16 protein-coding genes, 1 tRNA gene and 1 pseudogene are annotated in these 17,384 nt (G+C 68.2%); 8 read left to right on the plus strand and 10 right to left on the minus strand.

Annotated elements, in window-relative coordinates; genetic code table 11:
* Both H0B54_RS05495 and H0B54_RS30485 read right to left on the minus strand, forming a co-directional pair.
* Positions 1-177, minus strand: a complete 177-nt coding sequence (locus H0B54_RS05495; RefSeq protein WP_188259548.1) for a hypothetical protein — start codon at positions 175-177, stop codon at positions 1-3.
* A gap of 149 nt (positions 178-326) precedes the next feature.
* Positions 327-512, minus strand: a pseudogene (locus H0B54_RS30485) (calcium-binding protein); the annotation flags it as partial.
* A 155-nt stretch (positions 513-667) separates the two neighbouring features.
* Here H0B54_RS30485 and H0B54_RS05505 point away from each other — a divergent pair.
* The 3 genes from H0B54_RS05505 to H0B54_RS05515 all read left to right on the plus strand — a co-directional run bounded on the left by H0B54_RS05505 (position 668) and on the right by H0B54_RS05515 (position 2,806).
* Positions 668-743, plus strand: a tRNA-Lys gene (locus H0B54_RS05505).
* A 220-nt stretch (positions 744-963) separates the two neighbouring features.
* On the plus strand, positions 964-1,788 hold the full coding sequence (locus tag H0B54_RS05510) for a ferritin family protein (protein ID WP_188259549.1): 825 nt from the start codon (positions 964-966) through the stop codon (positions 1,786-1,788).
* Between the two features lie 10 nt (positions 1,789-1,798).
* Positions 1,799-2,806 carry a YihY/virulence factor BrkB family protein gene (locus H0B54_RS05515; RefSeq protein WP_188259550.1) on the plus strand — a complete coding sequence of 336 codons (1,008 nt, stop codon included), beginning with the start codon at positions 1,799-1,801 and terminating at the stop codon, positions 2,804-2,806.
* A 26-nt stretch (positions 2,807-2,832) separates the two neighbouring features.
* Here the strand turns inward: H0B54_RS05515 and H0B54_RS05520 are convergent, their stop codons facing one another.
* From H0B54_RS05520 to hflX, 6 genes are all read right to left on the minus strand, one after another.
* On the minus strand, positions 2,833-3,795 hold the full coding sequence (locus tag H0B54_RS05520) for an acetyltransferase domain-containing protein (RefSeq protein ID WP_188259551.1): 963 nt from the start codon (positions 3,793-3,795) through the stop codon (positions 2,833-2,835).
* Positions 3,796-3,842: 47 nt separating this feature from the next.
* Entirely contained in the window at positions 3,843-4,793 is a 951-nt protein-coding gene (locus tag H0B54_RS05525; RefSeq protein ID WP_188259552.1) for a sensor histidine kinase, read from the minus strand.
* A gap of 216 nt (positions 4,794-5,009) precedes the next feature.
* Positions 5,010-6,992 (minus strand): ATP-binding protein, encoded by a 1,983-nt coding sequence (locus tag H0B54_RS05530; protein ID WP_188259553.1) that lies wholly within the window; start codon positions 6,990-6,992, stop codon positions 5,010-5,012.
* A 293-nt stretch (positions 6,993-7,285) separates the two neighbouring features.
* Entirely contained in the window at positions 7,286-9,151 is a 1,866-nt protein-coding gene (gene ilvD, locus H0B54_RS05535; RefSeq protein ID WP_188259554.1) for a dihydroxy-acid dehydratase, read from the minus strand.
* A 166-nt stretch (positions 9,152-9,317) separates the two neighbouring features.
* On the minus strand, positions 9,318-9,764 hold the full coding sequence (locus tag H0B54_RS05540) for a DUF2934 domain-containing protein (protein WP_188259555.1): 447 nt from the start codon (positions 9,762-9,764) through the stop codon (positions 9,318-9,320).
* A gap of 134 nt (positions 9,765-9,898) precedes the next feature.
* Positions 9,899-11,305 (minus strand): GTPase HflX, encoded by a 1,407-nt coding sequence (gene hflX / locus H0B54_RS05545; protein WP_094302442.1) that lies wholly within the window; start codon positions 11,303-11,305, stop codon positions 9,899-9,901.
* Positions 11,306-11,451: 146 nt separating this feature from the next.
* Here hflX and H0B54_RS05550 point away from each other — a divergent pair, with 146 nt between their 5' ends.
* From H0B54_RS05550 to H0B54_RS05565, 4 genes are all read left to right on the plus strand, one after another.
* Entirely contained in the window at positions 11,452-13,098 is a 1,647-nt protein-coding gene (locus H0B54_RS05550) for a phospholipid carrier-dependent glycosyltransferase (RefSeq protein WP_246472346.1), read from the plus strand.
* 56 nt (positions 13,099-13,154) lie between these two features.
* Positions 13,155-13,889 (plus strand): TetR family transcriptional regulator, encoded by a 735-nt coding sequence (locus tag H0B54_RS05555; protein ID WP_188259556.1) that lies wholly within the window; start codon positions 13,155-13,157, stop codon positions 13,887-13,889.
* Between the two features lie 137 nt (positions 13,890-14,026).
* Positions 14,027-14,455, plus strand: coding sequence for a phasin family protein (locus H0B54_RS05560; RefSeq protein ID WP_014197176.1), 429 nt, complete (start codon positions 14,027-14,029; stop codon positions 14,453-14,455).
* A 124-nt stretch (positions 14,456-14,579) separates the two neighbouring features.
* A complete protein-coding gene (locus H0B54_RS05565; protein WP_109069539.1) occupies positions 14,580-14,915 on the plus strand; it encodes a tRNA-binding protein in 336 nt (111 codons plus the stop codon).
* A 65-nt stretch (positions 14,916-14,980) separates the two neighbouring features.
* On the opposite strand, the gene rimO is transcribed toward H0B54_RS05565, so the two are convergent.
* Positions 14,981-16,345, minus strand: coding sequence for a 30S ribosomal protein S12 methylthiotransferase RimO (gene rimO, locus H0B54_RS05570; protein ID WP_174440158.1), 1,365 nt, complete (start codon positions 16,343-16,345; stop codon positions 14,981-14,983).
* A gap of 346 nt (positions 16,346-16,691) precedes the next feature.
* On the opposite strand from rimO, the gene H0B54_RS05575 reads away from it, so the two are divergent.
* Positions 16,692-17,129 carry a MarR family winged helix-turn-helix transcriptional regulator gene (locus H0B54_RS05575; protein WP_094302447.1) on the plus strand — a complete coding sequence of 146 codons (438 nt, stop codon included), beginning with the start codon at positions 16,692-16,694 and terminating at the stop codon, positions 17,127-17,129.
* Between the two features lie 18 nt (positions 17,130-17,147).
* On the opposite strand, the gene H0B54_RS05580 is transcribed toward H0B54_RS05575, so the two are convergent.
* On the minus strand, positions 17,148-17,378 hold the full coding sequence (locus H0B54_RS05580) for a formate dehydrogenase subunit delta (RefSeq protein WP_188259557.1): 231 nt from the start codon (positions 17,376-17,378) through the stop codon (positions 17,148-17,150).
* Positions 17,379-17,384: the final 6 nt, after the last annotated feature.

Consider the following 17,384-nt stretch of genomic DNA (forward strand, 5'->3'; position numbering starts at 1 on the left):
CTAGGCGCCGAAGCCTAGGAGAGCGGACAGGTCATAAGTGCTGCTTCCGACGGTCAGATGTTCGACCTCGGAGATCGTCGACGGTGCCCCCGCGTTGCTGAAGTAGCCGTGGATGATCACCCCGTTGTGGTTCACCGAGTCGGCACCATCCGGCAGGGTACATGATGTACAGGTCATTGTTGTTGACTTGGTAGAACCCGAGATCGTTGATCGACGAGATGCCGGCCAGGATCAACTGGGCCTGCGTTCCTGGGGAATAGCTGTCGGTGTCGTAGATGTACGAAACACCACTCCAGGTCACGTCATGGTAATAAACATCATTTCCGTCACTGCCATTGCAGATGGTCGGCGGTGCCGGCGGTAGTGCCACCAGCAATCAGAGTGTCGTTTCCCGAATTGCCTGAAACGCCACCATAAATGGTGTCTGATCCAGCTTCGCCCAGCAGAAAATCATTACCGCAATCACCATCAAGACGGTCGTTGCCGTTGGCGCCATAGATGGTGTCGGCGCCGGAACCGCCGAAGCAGCGCCGCCGCCCGGACTGTTGCCGTGGGGATTATGAGAAAGGGCGAAATTTCTGTGCGCTCTGCCCAACCCCGCTGTTGACCGGCACGCCACCGCCGCCTATGTTGCGCCCCGCACCGGCGACAGGCCGTGCGCATTTGTGATCCGGTAGCTCAGTCGGTAGAGCACGTGACTTTTAATCATGTGGCCGTGGGTTCGAATCCCACCCGGATCACCATTTTCCTCAAAAGTTCGGCGGTCTGACGGGTCGTCTGCTCAAACCCGAGGTTGCAAACCGATCTGAAACGGTTTGCAAATGTGGGGAGTACTTCTTCTCCTCTTGCCCTCTTCAAAAAGGTCGAGTGGGTTATCCCCCGCGTCACCCCTGCGATGTCCCGGAACCTTCCGCCATTCGCGGGTGTTGCTTGGCGGCAGCGTCAAGAGGGGGAGATGCCGGCATGAACCGAGCCACCGATCCGTATGCCGACACCATGAGCGGCGTCGCGGCGGGCACTACAGCAAGCACCACACCCACATCCGACGCCTCGGCATCGCCGCGCGGCCGGCGTGGGACGGATGAGATCGAGCAGGATATCCACGCCATCCGCGGCCGCATGGACGCGGTTCTCGACGAGATCGAGTTCCGACTCTCGCCCGGCCAGATGTCGGGTGGCGTCATCGAGGTGGTGCGGGACGTGGTGGAAGGCAACCCATCGCGCGTCGCCCGCGCCATCCGCTCGAACCCCTGGCCGCTGGCCGTGATGGCCGCGGGCGCCCTGTGGTTCGCCTGGACCGTCTCGCGGACTCCGGAGGTCGAGCCGGCCGTTTCGGGACCCGCTGCGGGACGGGTCGCCGACGGGACAACCCAGGATGTGTTGAGCGTTCTGGTCGCCGCGTGCCGCCAGGGGGCCACCGGATTCCGTCAAGCCGACATGGTTCTGGACGATCCCGACCTGAGGGCGCGGCTCACCCAGGTCGCCGGTCAGTTCGACCGAAGCGCCGCGGCCCTGGAGGCGGAGCTGGTGCGCCGCGGCGGTGGCCGCGACCTGCAGGCGCCCGTCCATGCCGTCTGGCGTGACCTGGATACGGAGTTGGGTGGCGCGCGGACGCGCGGCGGGCTGCTTCGTGGGCTGGAAAGCGGCGTGGAAGGCACGCTGGGCCTGTTCCGCAACAGCCTGCACGATGATCTGCCCGAGGAGCTGACGGTCATCGTCGGCGCCCATTTCCACGAGATCGAGACGGTGCGCCACCGCGTCGGCGCGTTGCGCGAAGCGGTAGCGTGAGGGAGGAGGCATGCTGGGGCTGAGCCGTCGCCACCGCAATCAGTATCCGCGCGTCGAGATGGGAGGGCGGGGGCGTTCGGCGGTCCAGCCGTCCGACATCCCCAAGGCGGGTTGGAAAGACATCCTCTGGCGCACCTGGGAGGAGCAGGGGAAGGACAACATCTCCATCGTGGCGGCGGGTGTGGCCTATTACGCCCTGTTCGCCATCTTCCCGGCGATCGCCGCGCTGGTCTCTCTGTACGGCCTCGTCTTCGATCCGGCGGGGGTCGAGCAGCAGGTCAACCAACTGGCCGGGCTGCTGCCGCCGGAGGCGCTGAACGTGCTGCGCGACCAGGCGCGCAACGTCGCATCGGCACCGCAGGAGGGGCTGGGCTTCGGCGTCCTCTTTGGCCTCGCCCTGACGCTGTGGAGCGCGTCGCGCGGCACCAACTCGCTGATCACCGCGCTGAACATCGCCTACGGGGAGGAGGAGCGACGCGGCTTCCTTAAGCTCGCCTTCCTGTCGCTGGTGCTGACGCTGGCCGGGCTGGTGTTCGTGATCGTGACCCTGGCGATGATCGTTGCGGTGCCCGCAGCCATCAATTTCCTTGGCCTGCGGGATACGCCGATCGGCTGGGCCGCCAGCCTCGCGCGCTGGCCCATCCTGGCGGTGGCGATCATGCTGGCGCTCGCCGTCCTCTACCGTTACGGCCCGGACCGGCGGCAGCCGAAATGGCGTTGGGTCACCTGGGGCTCGGCCGTCGCCACGGCGCTGTGGATCATCGCCTCGGTGGGCTTCTCGGTCTACGTCTCGAACTTCGGCAGCTACAACCAGACCTACGGGTCGGTCGGGGCGGGCGTGGTGCTGCTTCTGTGGTTCAACCTGACCTCCTACGTGATCCTGATGGGGGCGGAGCTGAACGCGGAGATCGAGCACCAGACCGCCCGCGACACCACGGAAGAGGATGGGCGCGGCCCGAAGCCGATTGGGCAACGGGACGCCTATGTCGCCGACACGGTGGGGAAGCGCCGGGCGTAGCGCCTTTCCCGGTCAGCGCTTCCCGGTCAACGGCTGCCGCAGCTTTGAATGACGCCGTCGACCTTGCGGGCGCTGTCCGGACTCAGCCGGTCGTGGACGAAGTCCGACCACAGGCCGACCCGGTTCAGATCGTCGGACACGCAGCGGCAGGTGGCGGTGCAGCGCGCCGCCTCCCCGCCGCTGGCGGTGCAGGTCGCCACGCAGGAGCTTTGGAAGCTGCGGACGTCCGCCGGGTCGGCGTCGATTCCCATCGCCAGCAGGGACAGCAGGCCAAACAGGACGGGTTGGTGCAGAAGATAGACCGCCAAGCTGTGCCGTCCGGCCCAGGCGAAGCAGCGCCCGACCGCTCCACCCGAAGTCTTCGCCGGGCCGGGACGCCACAGCCGCCCCAGCGCCATCCCGAACAGGTAGCCGCCGAACCAGGGAAACAGTGGCACGTAATCGTTCGATTCCGGCTCGAAGGTCATCAACCCGATCCAGCGCAGCCAGGGCTCGTCGAACAACGGCAAGGCAACCGTCTCGCCCACCGCGATCACCGCCACGCCGAGCAGCAGAAGCACCGGCCAGGGAAGGCGCAGCAGCGCGAGGCCGAGCAGGCTCGCCACCGCCATGTGATGCAGCACGCCGAAGAAGATCGGGCTGTCCGGAAACATCGCCAACGACACCGCCGACACGCCGCCAGCCGCCAGGACGAGCAGGGCGAAGCGCCGCAGGAATCGGCGCCGGTCGATCCCACCCTCCGCCGCCAGGGTAAGGCTGAGTCCCGACAGGATCAGGAAGCTGCCGAGGATGCCGGTGCGCGCGGCCAGCCAGAGTGGGTCGCCGAACAGATCGAAATCCGCCAGCCCCAGATACGTCAGGTCCCAGGAGCCGTGATACAGGGCCATGGCGAGCAGGGCGACGCCGCGCGCCATGTCGATGGCGCCGACGCGCCGCGCCGTCGTGATTGCCGGAATCGCCGATGCGGGGGAGGTGGGGAGGATGGGCATGGGCGCGACTTTTGCCGGAATGGTGCCCCCCTGTCCACCGGTGCCGGTCAGGAGGCCATGGTCTGGGAAAGAACCAGCCGGGCCGTGGTGCCCTGCCCGGGAGACCCGGTCATGCTGAAGGTTCCGCCGATCTGGGCGGCCAGCGAGCTGACGATCTTCAGGCCGAGGCTGGAGGGGCGCGTCAGGGTGAAACCATCGGGAAGACCCGCCCCGTCGTCGCGCACCGTCAGCACCAATTCCCCATCGCGGGCGCGCAGATCGACGCCGATCCGTCCGGCCTCGCCATTGGGGAAACCGTGCTCCAGGGCGTTGCTGACCAGCTCGGCCAGGATCAGGGCGAGCGGAATCAGGGTGTCCGGCGGCAGGTCGGACTCGGCGGCGCTGACCGTGCAGTCGATCCGCTCCGCCCCGGAGGTCTTCAGGATGTCCTGGCACAGCTCGCGCAGGAACGGCTCCATGTCCATCGGCCCGTCATGGGGAGCGTGGAGCCGGCGGTGCAGGCGGCCCAGAGTCGACAGCCGTCCGGCGGCCTCCTCCAGCGCCCGGCGGGCTTCGGGGTCCTTGACCTTGGACTTCTGGATCGCGATCAGCGAGGAGGCGAGTTGAAGGTTGTTCGAGACGCGGTGCTGAAGCTCGCTGAACATCACCTGGGTCTGGTGCGTCAGGCGGGCGCTGCGGTTGCGCTCCTCCGCCAACCGCTCCAGCGCCACGTTCATGGTGTGGATCACGGCGATGTCCACCGCCACGACCAGCCCGAAGAAGCCCAGCGCCAGCGCGCTGCCGGGTGCCAGGTCGAGCGATTGGCTGGTGCCGAGGAAGAAGTACCAGGAGGCCAGACCGCTCAGCAGTGCCGTCACGATGCCCGGCCACAGTCCGGCCAAAAAGGTGGTGACGATGACCGCCGGGAAGAAGGTCAGGAACGGAAACCCCGCCGGCAGCCGGTCGTCGAGGGCAAGGCGTGCCACCAGGGCGACGGCAAAGGTCGCCAGCGCGAACATGAACCCCAAACCCTTGTGCCCGCGCAATCGGGAGAGCTGGGCAAGAGTCATATGCGGCGGTCGTCCGTTTCGAAAGCGAGGAACGGACGATGCCGTTCGCGGGGAAGAGCGTCTACGATATGGAGATTCGTATGCGAACGCATCGTCTTTTATGCGGGTGCGCGGCGAATTAAGTTCGATCTTCGCGGGGATTGTACTGCGCTTGGCCCCGGGCTTTCATACGGACGTCACGGCCTTGCGGATTTCGGCGCATTGGGCCAGCAAGGGCGCCATCGAACGCTGTGTGGCCATGCGGTTGGCGACGTCCAGAGATTGCCGGGCCGCAGCGTGGTTCCCCAGCGCGGCCAGCCCGCGGGCCAGCGCGAGTCGTGCCCAGGCCTCGTCGCCCGACTGTCCCGCATCCGCGGCCTTCCCGGCGGCATCACAGGCGTTGCGGACGGCGTCCTCCGGCTGGCCGGAGAGCAAAGCGGCCTCGGCTATCCAAATCAGGATTTGCGGCTCGTGGCGCCGGATGCCGAGCATCCGCGCGTGCTCCCGGCTGCCGAGCAGCAGCGACGCCCCGTCGTTGAGCGCTCCGGTGCGGACCAGAGCGTAGCCCAGCGCACCGAGGACGAGAGGCTGGCAGGCGTGCAGGCGGATGGTTTCGGTGATGGCAACGGCCCGCTTCAGAGGCTCCACCGCCAGAGCGTAGCGCTGCCCGGTCATCGCGGCCCAGCCGAGATGCAGACAGGCATGGGCGAGAGACGCGGCGTGGCCGCCATCCTCCGCCTGGGCGAGCGCCGCACGGGCCAGCCGCAGCGACTCTTCCGGCTCGCCCAGTTCCGCCCGGCAGCGCGCACGGTGCGCAGCGATGCACACCGGAGCCAACACGGTGCGTCCGTGGAAGCGGCCCGTATCCCCCTGGGACGTCAACGCGGCGGCGGCGCGAAGGACGGTGTCGGCTTGGCGGAAGCGGCCCTCTTCGGTCAGGACGCGGCCCAGCTTGATGAGCGTCTGCACCTGTTGCAAGGGGCTTTGGGTTTGCCGCCAGATCCGCAGGGCTTGCAGGCCGGTCCGCCGAGATGCCTGCAGATCGCCGGTGGTCCAGCGCAGGGTGGCTAGAAGCGACAGGGCGCGCGCTGCGCGCAGCCGGTCCCCGAGATCTTCGGCAAGCGCGTGGGCCTTCTCCGCCGCCTTCACCGCGTTGCCGCTCGGTGGCGGTTGGGTGCGGGCCAGAGCGGTCCACAGGTCGATCCGGCGTTGCGCGTGCCTCCGGGTCTCGGGCAACCGCTCCAGTGCGGCCAGAGCGTCGATATAATGACGGGCGGCGTCGGCGGGGCGGCAGCCGGCCTCCGCCCGCCGTCCGGCGTGCCGCGCGCAGGCGCAGGCCAGCGCCCACGCCCCCGCCAACGGAGCGTGATGGGCCATCCACTCGATCCGTTCCGGCCGCCGGTCGCGGCGCAGCGAGTCCAGCAGAACGGCGTGCGACGCCGGAGCAGCCACATCTGTGTCGACGGCGTCGGCAGGCCCACCATCCGGTTCCGGCAGGACGAAGCGCCGGGACGGGCCGGGGGGCATCCAACCGCTGGTCCGATCGCAGGGCGCGGGAGAGCGGATGGTCACCAGGCACAGCCGTGCGTCCTCGACGATGTTGCTGAGCGCATCGAGCAGCGGCACCGTCAAGCCGCGCGCCCACTGGACGTTCTCCACCACAATCAGGACGGGCCGTTCGTAGCAGAGGTCCAGAAGCGCGGCGGCCAGCCCCTCCACCTGAAACTCCGCCCGCTGCGCGCCGTCCAGGCCCAGCCAGAGCGGTTGGACCGACGGAAGGCCCAGCAGGCCGCGCACCGCCTCTCCAGCCAGTTCTCCGCCGCCGCGTTCGGCGGCCAGGGCGATGTCCCGACGGGCTTCGTCCGAAGGGCCACCAGCCAAAGCCAGTAGGCTGATGGCCACCGCTTCAAGATCGTCGGGTCCGCCCAGCAGCGGCAGCAGCGATTGCGGCCAGCGCAGGACGCCGAAGCCAGCGGCAACGGGGCTGTGGACAAGGGCGCCGATCAGGCGGCCGGCATCGTCTTCCGCCGCGGTGAGGGAAACAATGGAACCGATGCCTTCCTCGGCCCGGTGCAGGGCATCCGTGATGTCCGCCAGCGCACGCCGGAACGCGGCACCATCGGGTGGCGCCCCGGCATCATCCCGAGCGACGGACCGCGGCTGCGCCATCGGTTTCCCCGTGGTGTTGATCTTTCGGAATGCACATCCCGTTCCGGCATGCCGGACCATGCGGAAAGACAATGACAGATTTCGTGCCGGATGGCCTGCGCTTCTTTTGGTGATGGAACGGGGAGATCGGAGACATACTGCCGCATGCCGCTTCACGGCCCGTTGCGCTCAAGAAGCGAAACGGCGCCGCGGAAGGCCGCGACGCCGATTCTTGCTGAACGTCCCTCATACAGCCCTTCCGAAAGTCTTAACCGGAAAGGTCTGGTCTTTCCGATTGGACCTTCGGCGCCGCGTCAACGCTTCACGGCGATGCCTTCCACCTGCGACACGTCGCGCACCGCACCGCGGTCGGCGCTGGTGGTCAGGGCGGCATAGGCGCGCAACGCCGGCGAGACGACGCGATTGCGGTTGGCCGGCTTCCAGGCGTCGGCGCCCTTGGCGTTCTCGGCATCGCGTCGGCGCTGCAACTCCTCCTCGGACAGGGCGAGGTTGATTTTGCGGTTGGGGATGTCGATCTCGATCCGGTCGCCGTCCTGGACGAGACCGATGGCGCCGCCCTGCGCCGCTTCCGGCGAGGCGTGGCCGATTGACAGGCCCGAGGTGCCGCCCGAGAAGCGGCCGTCGGTGACCAGGGCGCAGGCCTTGCCCAGCCCTTTCGACTTCAGATAGCTGGTCGGGTAGAGCATCTCCTGCATGCCGGGGCCGCCGCGCGGGCCTTCGTAGCGGATGACCACCACCTCGCCCGCCTTGACCGTGTCGCCCAGGATGGCCTCGACCGCCGCGTCCTGGCTTTCAAAGACGCGGGCCGGGCCGGCGAAGACGAGGTTGGAGGCGTCCACGCCCGCCGTCTTCACGATGCAGCCCTTCTCGGCGATGTTGCCGAACAGCACGGCGAGGCCGCCGTCCTTGCTGAAGGCGCTGTCGACGGAGCGGATGACGCCCTTATCGCGGTCGAGGTCCAGTTCGGGCCAGCGCTTCTCCTGGCTGAAGGCGATGGTCGTCGGGATGCCGCCGGGGGCGGCCTTGAACATGGTGTGCACGCCCTCGTCCTGGGTGCGCTTGACGTCCCAGCGGTCGAGCGCATCGCCCAGCGTCTTGGCGTGGACGGTGGCGACGTCGCGGTTCAGCAGGCCGCCGCGGTCGAGCTCGCCCAGGATGCCGAAGATGCCGCCGGCCTTGTGCACGTCCTCGATGTGGACGTCGGAGACCGCCGGGGCGACCTTGCAGACGTTGGGCACGCGGCGCGACAGCCGGTCGATGTCGGCCATGGTGAAGGGCACCTGACCCTCCTGCGCGGCGGCCAGAAGATGCAGCACCGTGTTGGTGGAGCCACCCATGGCGATGTCGAGCGTCATGGCGTTCTCGAACGCCTCGAAAGTGGCGATGCCGCGGGGCAGGGCAGTGGCGTCCTCCTCCTGGTACCAGCGGCGGCACAGCTCCACCGCCATGCGGCCGGCGGCGAGGAAAAGCTCCTTGCGGTCGGCGTGGGTCGCCAGGATCGTGCCGTTGCCGGGCAGGGAGAGGCCCAGCGCCTCGGTCAGGCAGTTCATCGAGTTGGCGGTGAACATGCCGGAGCAGGAGCCGCAGGTCGGGCAGGACCCGCGCTCCATCACCGCCGCCTCCTCGTCGGTCACCGTCGGGTCGGCGGCGGCGACCATGGCGTCGATCAGGTCCACGGCCTTGGTCTTGCCGCGCCAGTTGACCTTGCCGGCTTCCATCGGGCCGCCCGACACGAAGACCGCCGGGATGTTCAGCCGCATGGCGGCCATCAGCATGCCGGGGGTGATCTTGTCGCAGTTGGAGATGCAGACCAGCGCGTCGGCGCAGTGGGCGTTCACCATGTACTCCACGGCGTCGGCGATCAGCTCGCGCGAGGGCAGGCTGTAGAGCATGCCGTCGTGGCCCATGGCGATGCCGTCGTCCACGGCGATGGTGTTGAACTCCTTGGCGACGCCGCCGGCCTTCTCGATCTCGCGGGCGACGAGCTGGCCCAGATCCTTCAGGTGGACGTGCCCCGGCACGAACTGGGTGAAGGAGTTGGCGATCGCGATGATCGGCTTGCCGAAATCGCCGTCCTTCATGCCCGTCGCGCGCCACAGGCCGCGGGCGCCCGCCATGTTGCGGCCGTGCGTGGAAGTGCGGGAGCGATAATGCGGCATGTCTCTACCTCAGGGATCGAACATTGCGTGCGGATGCGCAGGGGCAGCAACACTAGCAATCCCGAAGGGCGGAAACCAGACCTCTCGTTCCCTTTTCCGTCCCATTTTCCGGCATACGGGGCATGGGAGGTCTGCAGAGGATGGGGGAGGGGGAGCGCCCCGCCCCTCAGCCGCGCGACGCGTCCCGGCGCGACGCCTTGCCCGGCTTTCCGCTGGAGGCGCCGCCGCGGGAGATCTGGCCGCCGGTCTTGGTCGTGCCGGTCTGCTCCGTCCGTCCGGCAGCCACCGCCGACAGATTCTCAGCCGCCGCCCGAGTGCCGCTGATCCGTGCGGCTTTGGGCGCCGCTTTGGGCGCGGCTTTGGAGGCAGCTTTGGGTTTTGCGGCGGCCGGCTTCGCGGCGGTTGCCTTGGAACGCCGTTTCGGTGGAGCATCCGGGGCGCTGCTTTCTGTTTCCTCGCTTTGCCGCTCGGCGCGGATCTCGTCGTCGACCTCGGCTTCGGCCTGGGCCCAATGGTCGTCGTGCCGTCCGTCGGGACGGCCCTCCCGCTCCCAGATGTCGTGGGCGCGGCGGCGAACGCGCTGGGCCCGATCCTGTTCCGGCTTTTCGGTCATGGGGCAGCTTCCTCCTGGTCATGGCGGGTCAGAGACCGGGCGGGTCACGAACCGGCCTGCCCGTCACAACGCAGGAGAGCGGCCGTGGTTTCAGGCCATCCGAAACGGCGGGCCAAATGGCGCGGGACGTATCGTCAGCGGCCTTCCTGACCGACGAACCGGCTTTCGAAGCGGGCGGCGTCGGCGGGGGCCAACGCCACATGCACATGGGCCTGCCCATCCTCGTCCCGGCGGTCCAACACCTGCCCATGCTCGTACAGCCACGCCAGGGCGCGCCCGTCCGACAGGTTGACGCTCAACTCCAGCACCTGCCGCTCGGCCGATATGCGCCGGTCCAGCAGGTCCAGCAGCTCATCCAGACCCTCCCCGGTCAGGGCGGACACGGCGACGGCGCGTTCCTCACCTTCCATCATCCGCTGGTTGGCGAGGCGCATGTGGAGCGCGCCGCGGGCGGTCGCGGGCATCTGGTCGGTCTTGTTCAGCACCTCCACCACCCGCGGGTCGTTGGCGGCGTCGATCCCGAGATCGGCCAGCACCGAATCCACGTCCGCCTTCTGCGCCGCCGCATCGGGGTGCGAGACGTCGCGGACATGCAGGATCAGGTCGGCGGCCTGCACCTCCTCCAGCGTGGCGCGGAAGGCGGCGATGAGTTGGGTCGGCAGCTCCGACACGAAGCCCACCGTGTCCGACAGCGCCATGGTCTTGCCGGAGGACAGAACGATCCGACGCACGGTTGGATCCAGCGTGGCGAACAGCATGTCCTCGGCGGTGACGCCGGCGCCGGACAGCCGGTTGAACAGCGTCGATTTGCCGGCGTTGGTGTAGCCGACCAGCGCCACCAGCGGCGTGCCGCCGCGTTGCCGGGCGGAGCGGTGCAGCTTGCGCGTCCGCCGCACCTCCTCAAGGTCCGACTTCAGGCGGCTGATCCGTTCGGCGATCAGGCGGCGGTCGAGTTCGAGCTGGCTTTCGCCGGGACCGCCCAGGAAGCCGAAGCCGCCGCGCTGCCGCTCCAGGTGGGTCCAGGACCGCACCAGCCGCGAGCGCTGGTAGGTCAGGGCCGCCAGCTCGACCTGCAACTGGCCTTCGCGGGTCTGGGCGCGCTCCCCGAAGATTTCCAGGATCAGGCCGGTGCGGTCGATCACCTTGGCCATGCAGCGGCGTTCCAGGTTGCGCTGCTGCACCGGACTCAGCGGATGGTCGATCACCACCAGGTCGGCGTGGAAGGCTTCCACCATGCCGCCGATCCGATCGGCGGTGCCACGCCCGAACAGGGTGGCGGGGTCGGGACGGGCGACGCGGATCACCTCGGCGTGCGGCACCTCCAGGCGGATGGCCTGGGCAAGCGCGATCGCTTCGGACAACCGCGCGTCGGGCTGGCGCGCTGTGCCGTGTCCATGGTCGGGGTGCTTGGGCAGGTCCGGCAGGATGACCAGGGCACGGCCGGCGGAGGGCGGTCCAGCGCCGTCAGGATCGTGGTCCTGGCCGTTGCGGGAAACGGAGGCGGTGGAACGGGGTGACGGGCGGTCGTCGGAATCAGACATCGGGCTGGCACCGTTCCTTCTGGCAAAGGGGGCGAACGATCAAGAGTTGCAGGTCCGCAAAAAACAGCCCGCCGCCGCCGCGGTTCCAAAACCGTCCGGAATCGTGCACAAACCGCTGGCGTGTAACCTCTGGACATACTCCCATCATGTCACCCATGGACCGCGGCGCCACTTCCCCTCAACCGGTCATGCCCGGCCGCTCCGCCGGGGTGCCCGACGCCGGCCTGCTGGAGCGCTGGCCCTGGTGGGGGCTGTGCGCGGCGCTGGCGGCGGTGATGGTGGTGTCGGCTCTGGCGATCGGTTTCCGCACCCCTTACTGGTCGCACGCCGATCAGGATCTGGTGCTGGCCTATCACGGGCTGCTGTTCAACGAGGGGCTGCCCCAGGAGTATTTCGATCACCCCGGCTACGGTTATTTCATGGTGATCGAGGTCTGGTACCGGCTGCTGCACGCGCTGGGGCTGATGCCGGTCGTCACCCTGTCCGGCCTGCCGCCCGCCGCCGACACCGCCGCCTATGATTCCGCCTGGCAGAATCTGGTGGAGGCCGGGCGGGCACTGTCCATCCTGATCACCACCACCTTCGCGCTGATCTACGCCAACCTCGTCCGCGCGCTGGTCGGCGACCGGCGGGTGGCCTTCCTGGCCGCCGTGGTCATGGCGTTCGGCATTGGCCTGTCTACCCAGGCGCGGCAGATGCGCACCGATCTGCTGTCGGCCTCCTTCGTGGTCACGGCGCTTCTTCTGGTGCTGGTCGCCGTCCGCACCGCACCGGGCTGGCGGCCCCTGCTTCTTCTCGGGTTGGCCGGGCTGCTGGCGGGGCTGGCGGTGGTGACGAAGATCCAGGCGATCTTCCTGGCGCTCGGCATCCCGGTGATCGCGCTGGCCTTCGGGCGCCGCTTCGCGGGGGAGGGCGGTCCCCACTGGATCGCCGTCGGGATGCTGGCGCTGGCGGCGGGTGCCGCGGCGCTGCCCGCGGTGGCCCTGATCCAGCACGGCATCGCCAGCGCCGGCCAGTCGCTCTACCCCTACCGCCCGGTCGGTGGCGGGCTGTCGGGGGTCTATCAGGGGATCATCGTTGGCTGGGTCTTCCTCGGCATGGCCGTCTATGCGGCGGTGTGGAGGGTACGCCTGTCCTACGCGGTGGCGGCCGTGGCGGCGGTGGCGCTCGAGCTGGCGCTCGGGGTGCTCGCCCTGACGCTCCGCCCGCATGAGCAGAACGTCATCGCCGTCGCCAATCTGATCGAGCACATGTTCGTCTTCACCACCTGGAAGCATCAGGCGGCGCTCCAGGGGCAGGAGCAGGTGCTGTCCGACGGGCTGGTGACGCTGCTGGCGAAGGGGCTGTGGCGCACGTTGGCGATCCGCACCATCGTCCTCCATCCCGACAACATCCCGCAAACCATCGTGGTGGAGTGGTTCATCATCGGCGGTTGCATCGTCCTGTGGCGCCGGGGGGAGCGGGCGGCCGCGGCGCAGGCGGCGCTTCTGCTGCTGGTTGCCTGGGGCTTGGAGACGCTGTTCTCCCTGCGCGGCTTTCAGCGGGCCTACGCCGCCTACACCGACCCGCTGATGGGGCTCGCCGCGGCCTGGGTGCTGCTGCGCCTGCCCGGACTGCTGGGGCGCGCCCGGCCGCGCCGCTGGATCGTCGGCACGTTGGCGCTGGTGGTGGTGGTCGCCCAGGTCTGGCCGGTCATCGAAGCCATCCGACTGCCCAACCCCGCCGGCCAGTGCGTCTGGATTCCCACTTATATGAAGCGGGTCGAGCCCTTCCCCTTCTGCCGCCCCGGTTGAGGTGCGGCGCGGGCGTCCCACATCATGGGGGCAGGCAGACCACGAGGTTCCACCCCATGGACGACACCGCCGACACCCCTTGGAAGATCGACCCTGACGCCCCCGACGCCGTGGGGAATGCCGCCGGAGGGGGAGGCGCCGACGAACTGGACCAGCGGGTGGCCGCCGCCGCGATGCGGCTGGCCGCCGGGCAGGGCTGGCGCAACACCGGGCTGCTGGCGATCGCACGGGCGGCGGGGGTGCCGCCCGACGTCTTCTACCGCCGCTTCCCCGATCGCTCCGATGTGTTGGCCGCCGTGTCGCGGGTCGCCGACACCGCGGTCCTCGCCGATGACGCACCGGCTGGCCCGGACGAGAGCGCCCGCGACCGGCTGTTCGACGTGATGATGCGCCGTTACGACGCTTTGCTGCCTTACCGGGACGGGTTGCGTTCGGTCGTCCGCGATCTGCGGCGGGAACCGCTGACCGCGCTGGCCTTCTCCCGCCATTTCGGGCGGTCGATGGCCTGGATGCTGCGTGCCGCCGGGGTGGAGGCCGACCGGACCGGCGGTGCCCTTCTCGTCGCCGGTCTGGGCGCGGTGCAGGCACGCGTTATGCGCGTCTTCCTGAACGACGACAGCGCCGACCTGTCGCGAACCATGGCGGCGCTCGATTCCGAACTGCGGCGGGCGGAACGCTGGGCTGGGGCATTACGCCGCAGATCCGGACGCGCCTCTTCCTCCGAATCGCAGACGGCGCCGCAGGACACCGGGGAAACAGCCGGGGAACCAGGAAGCGCGTCCGCCGGTTGAGGTTCTGTAGGATGCGGTGTAGCCCTTGGTGCGACGCACAAGGGCGTTGACTATCTTTTTGGCAATCTGCATAGTCGCGCCACAGGTTTGCTGCGCCGCAGCACGCCTAATGAATCCTTTCGTCGGGGGTGAGAACCATGGCCAAGCAGACCGGTAACCCGTTCCTCGAATTCGACCTGTCCAAGGTGCTGGGCGATTACAAGGTGCCCGGCCTCGACGTCGAATCGATCCTGGCGAGCCAGCGCAAGAACATCGAGGCGGTGACCGCCGCCAACCAGCTCGCGATCGAGGGTCTGCAGGCCGTGCTCCGCCGTCAGGCCGAGATCGTCCGTTCCTCCGTCGAGGAGGCCGGCAGCTATGTGAACCAGGTCGCCGCCGCCGGCACGCCTGAAGAGAAGGCCGCCAAGCAGGCCGAACTGGTTAAGGTCGCCTTCGAGAAGGCCCTGTCGAACATCAAGGAACTGGCCGAGCTGGTCGCCAAGTCCAACACCGAGGCCGCCGACGTGCTGTCCAAGCGCGTGTCGGAGAGCCTGGACGAGGTCAAGGCCGCCATCGCCAAGAAGTAAGCATCTCTCCCGCCGGGGAGTGCCGCAAGGGCCGCCCATCAGGGCGGCCCTTTCGCGTTTCAGCTTCGGCGCCGCCGGTGCTAGCCTTGCCCACAACGACCGCAACAGGGCAGGGACGAGACCCGTGACCATCAGTTACGACGATTTCCTGAAGGTGGACATCCGCGTCGGCACCATCACCGCGGCGGAGCCCTTTCCGGAGGCGCGCAAGCCGGCCTACAAGCTGACCATCGATTTCGGGCCGGAGATCGGCACCCGGCGCAGCTCCGCCCAGATCACCCGCCATTACACGCTGGATGAGCTGGTGGGCCGGCAGGTGCTGGGCGTGGTGAATTTCCCGCCCAAGCGCATCGGCCCTTTCACCAGCGAGGTGCTGTGCCTGGGCCTTCCGGATGCGGAGGGCGAGGTCGTGCTGGTCGGGCCGGGGCAGGGCGTGCCGAACGGCGGGCGGCTGTACTGAACCCACAAACGGCAAAAGGGCCGGGAGGCGTTGCCGTCCCGGCCCTTTCGCTTTTGGCGAAGCCCTTACTCGGCGCGTTCGATGGAGCCCCAGAGGTCGTATTCGTCGGCGTGCTCGATGGTGACGTCCACGATGTCGCCCGGCTTGACGTTCGTCTCGCCGTTCAGGAAGACGTTGCCGTCGATCTCCGGCGCGTCGGCGTAGGAGCGGCCAATGGCGCCTTCCTCGTCGACCTCGTCGATGAGAACGCCGAGCGTGAAGCCGACCTTCTGCTGGAGCCGCTCGGCGCTGATCGCCTTCTGGGTCTCCATGAAGCGCTCCCAGCGCTCCTGCTTGACCTCTTCCGGAACGGCGCCGGGCAGGTCGTTGGCGGTGGCGCCCTCGACCGGCTCGTACTTGAAGCAGCCGACGCGGTCGAGCTGCGCTTCCTTCAGCCAGTCCAGCATGAACTGGAAGTCCTCCTCCGTCTCGCCGGGGAAGCCGGTGATGAAGGTGGAGCGCAGCACCAGATGCGGGCATTCCTGCCGCCACTTCCGGATGCGGTCGAGCTGCTTCTCCTGGGCCGCCGGGCGGCGCATCGCCTTCAGCACGGTGGGGGAGGCGTGCTGGAACGGGATGTCCAGATAGGGGAGGATGCGGCCCTCCGCCATCAGCGGGATCACCTCGTCCACATGCGGGTAGGGGTAGACGTAGTGCAGACGCACCCAGACGTCGAAGTTCGCCAGCTCGCGACAGAGGTCGATGAAGCGGGCTTTCACCTTGCGCCCGTACCAGTCCTCTTCCGCGTATTTGCGGTCGATGCCGTAGGCGCTGGTGTCCTGGGAGATGACCAGCAGCTCCTTGACGCCGGCGGTCGCCAGCTTCTCCGCCTCGCGCAGGACCGAGACGACCGGACGGCTGACCAGATCGCCGCGCAGGGACGGGATGATGCAGAAGCTGCAGCGGTTGTTGCAGCCCTCGGAAATCTTCAGATAGGCGTAGTGGCGCGGGGTCAGCCGCAGCCCTTCCGGCGGCACCAGATCGGTGAAGGGATCATGCACCGGCGGCACGGCGTCGTGCACGGCGTTGACCACCTGCTCGTACTGGTGGGGGCCGGTGACGGCCAGCACGTCCGGATGGACCTGCCGGATCATGTCCGATTCCACGCCCATGCAGCCGGTCACGATGACCCGGCCGTTTTCCTTGATCGCCTCGCCGATGGCTTCCAGCGATTCCTTCTTGGCGGAATCGAGGAAGCCGCAGGTGTTGACCAGAACGACGTCGGCGCCGTCGTAGGACGGCGAGATGTCGTAGCCTTCGGCGCGCAGGCGCGTGAGGATGCGCTCGGAGTCGACGAGCGCTTTAGGGCAGCCCAGGCTGACGATCCCCACCTTGGGGGAGGAGGCCGGGTTGGTCTTGAAACCGGGAATGGACGGGGGCGTGCTGGTCATGGCGCGCATATATAGGCGAGTCGCGGCGCAACGCCAGACAAAACGCGCGGCGCAGCCCCGACACGAGGTGGTAGGTGCCCTGCGTTGTCTCCGCACCGGTCCGGAGGTCCGGACGGCGCCACAGGGGGGTGCGACACCTTGTGCTGGATGGGCTTTGAGGTCAATGTTTCGTTTACTGTGCCGATGCCGTAGTGTGCGCCCCGTCGTCGGGGGTGGGGGAGTCGTGGACTTGCCTACTGGGGTATGTTAGTTTTGTAACCATATAGTCTCTGCATCGTACAGACTCGCGGACGGCCTCTCGCTGCGCTCCGGGTCAAATTTTGACAACTGTCGAGACCCCGCTGCCATGTCGAAAAGCCCCCAGTCCCTGGCATCGGCGCAGGCGATCGCCGAGGTCATGATGCACATCGGTCACATCGCCGACAGCATGGGCTACACGCAGGGTTTGAAACCTTCGCAGTGGACGGCGCTGCGCTACTTCGCGCGCGCCAACGACAGCCAGCGGACCGTGTCCGCCTTTGCCGACTTTCACGCGACGACCCGCGGCGCGGCGTCCCAGATGGTCGAGGTTCTGGTGACGAAGGAACTGCTGACGCGGGTCCCGGTGCCGGAGGACCGCCGTGTCGTGCAGCTTCACCCGACGGAGAAGGCGCTGGCCCTTCTCGAATACGACCCGTTGAAGGATTTCGCCGCGGTCATCGCGGCCCTGCCGGGGCCGGAGCAGTTCCAACTCGCGGATCTGCTGTCGCGCGTGCTGAAGGGGTTGCTGAGCCAGCGGGCGTAGGGAGGGGGCAACGCGTTCCTACGCGCTGCCCACGGTCGGCCCCCTCAGCCGCTCGACCGCCTGGGTGACGATCTCATGCAGACCCTCGCCGCCCGCGCTGCTGTGATCCAGCAGGCGCTGGCGCATGCGCGGCTCCCAGAAGGCGCGGATGTGGCCGGCGGTTTCGGTCACCGCTTCGTCCTGCGGGTAGGACTGGAAATAGCTGGCGATCTGGTTCGCCATGCGGACGAGTTCACGTGTGGTGTCCATGGGTCG

The sequence above is a fragment of the Azospirillum tabaci genome, from assembly GCF_014596085.1.
Taxonomy (GTDB): domain Bacteria; phylum Pseudomonadota; class Alphaproteobacteria; order Azospirillales; family Azospirillaceae; genus Azospirillum; species Azospirillum tabaci.